General features: G+C 45.6%; 1 protein-coding gene. It reads left to right on the top strand.

Features of this window, described 5'->3' with window-relative positions:
- Positions 1–362 precede the first annotated feature (362 nt).
- The gene (locus tag HMPREF0673_RS06350) at positions 363–1,532 is read left to right on the top strand and encodes a hypothetical protein (protein ID WP_007899638.1); all 1,170 of its coding nucleotides are present in this window, start codon (positions 363–365) and stop codon (positions 1,530–1,532) included.
- Positions 1,533–1,578: the final 46 nt, after the last annotated feature.

The raw sequence follows: 1,578 nt of genomic DNA, 5'->3' as shown, positions 1-1,578 counted from the left end.
GGGTATGGCATCCTGCCATACCCACGCCACCCGCTGGAACTCCTAATCTGTGCTCATCCGTGTGCATCTGTGGGAGGCTCTTCTCCGCCAGAAACTTCTGCGAGTTCTGTGGCTTCTGTGGGAGGATAAGCAAGAGGGCCGCGTGGGTATGGCAGGGATGCCATACCCTCCTAAATACCAACAAAGACTATAAATAATTTGCGTCACACAAATTTTATTTTTAACTTTGCAGTCGAAGATTTATATAGCTTATAATCAATAGATTTGAAACAAAACCGTGCGTAAATAGCGTATATCCTATACGTATTGAAAGCAATACAATTAAATAACTAACATTTAACAACTAACAAAACAGATTTCTTATGAAGAAAATTTTATCTCTTATCGCAATGTTGGTGATGACAGCAACTGCGTTTGCTGAGACCACCAGCGAGAAAATTGTAGAGGATAACTATGCCCTTGCAGGTAAAGTCCTCTCTCCAAAGGCTGTTACAGTGAACTGGGATACCCAAAAACTTGTAGCAGTTTTGGATATGACCACTTGTAGTGGCACAGAGAACGAGCGTGTTTTCTCTGTTTCTAACAACAAAACAGACGTTGCAAACTGGGAACAGACCAATGGTGGAAGCACAGTGCACCTCTTCTATACAAAGAACGCACAAGTATGGACAGGCACAGCAATGGAACTCTATCATCAGAAGTTCGCTGTTCAGTATCGCTACCAGGGTGATGCAAGCGCAACAAGCCACTATAAGGAAGTTACCGATCCTTCTACCGTAACCGTAGTTATGGACAAGACAGGTATCAGCATAGATGGTGAACTTGTGTTCCCAGCTGCTGAAATGCCAAACCTCTACGGCGAGGGTGATAATCAACTCTACTTCGGTGCAGGCTGCGGCACTCCTGGTTACGCTACCTATAAGTCAGTAGAACTCGTAACCGAAAAGGCAGAGCCATTCTCACCAGTTACTCTCTCTAAAACTGACGTTGCTAACGCTGTGTACAATGGTACAACAACCAACTACGACGCAAAGACTGTTGACTTCGTGCAGTATGAAGAAGGTAAGTATAAGCTCGTGTGGAAGACTCTTGAGGCTGGCTCAACCATCTTTGGCGACTATACTATCGAGAATATAACCGTTGCTGAGGACGCAGATACACACGTGCTCACACTTACCACTACTGATACCGAGGGTACATGGTCTAACGTGAACCCTGCTTATGGTTTCGTGTTCAAACTTGCTGAAGGCACCAAGACCGCGTTTACAGGTTTCGAGGGCACATGCAAGCTCAACGAGACTAAGGATGCTATTGAGAAGCTCAAATTTAAGTTTAACATCAGCATCATGGGTAATGAGGCTAACTTGGTATTCGGTGAGAAAGCTCCAGAAACAGGCATCAACGCTACAACAGTGGCAGAGGGTGCAGCAACACTCTTCACTGTTGACGGCGTTAAGCTGTCTAAGCTCCAGAAGGGTCTGAACATTGTTCGCTCTGCTGACGGCAAGGTTAAGAAGGTGCTCGTGAAGTAATCTTTCAGGGGGTGCTTTCAGGGGGTGCACTTGTCTCAAGTGCACC

This window comes from Leyella stercorea DSM 18206, from assembly GCF_000235885.1.
In the GTDB taxonomy this organism is placed as follows: Bacteria; Bacteroidota; Bacteroidia; order Bacteroidales; family Bacteroidaceae; genus Prevotella; species Prevotella stercorea.
The sequence above is the reverse complement of the archived record's forward strand: the minus strand, read 5'-3'. Positions and strand labels throughout refer to the sequence as shown.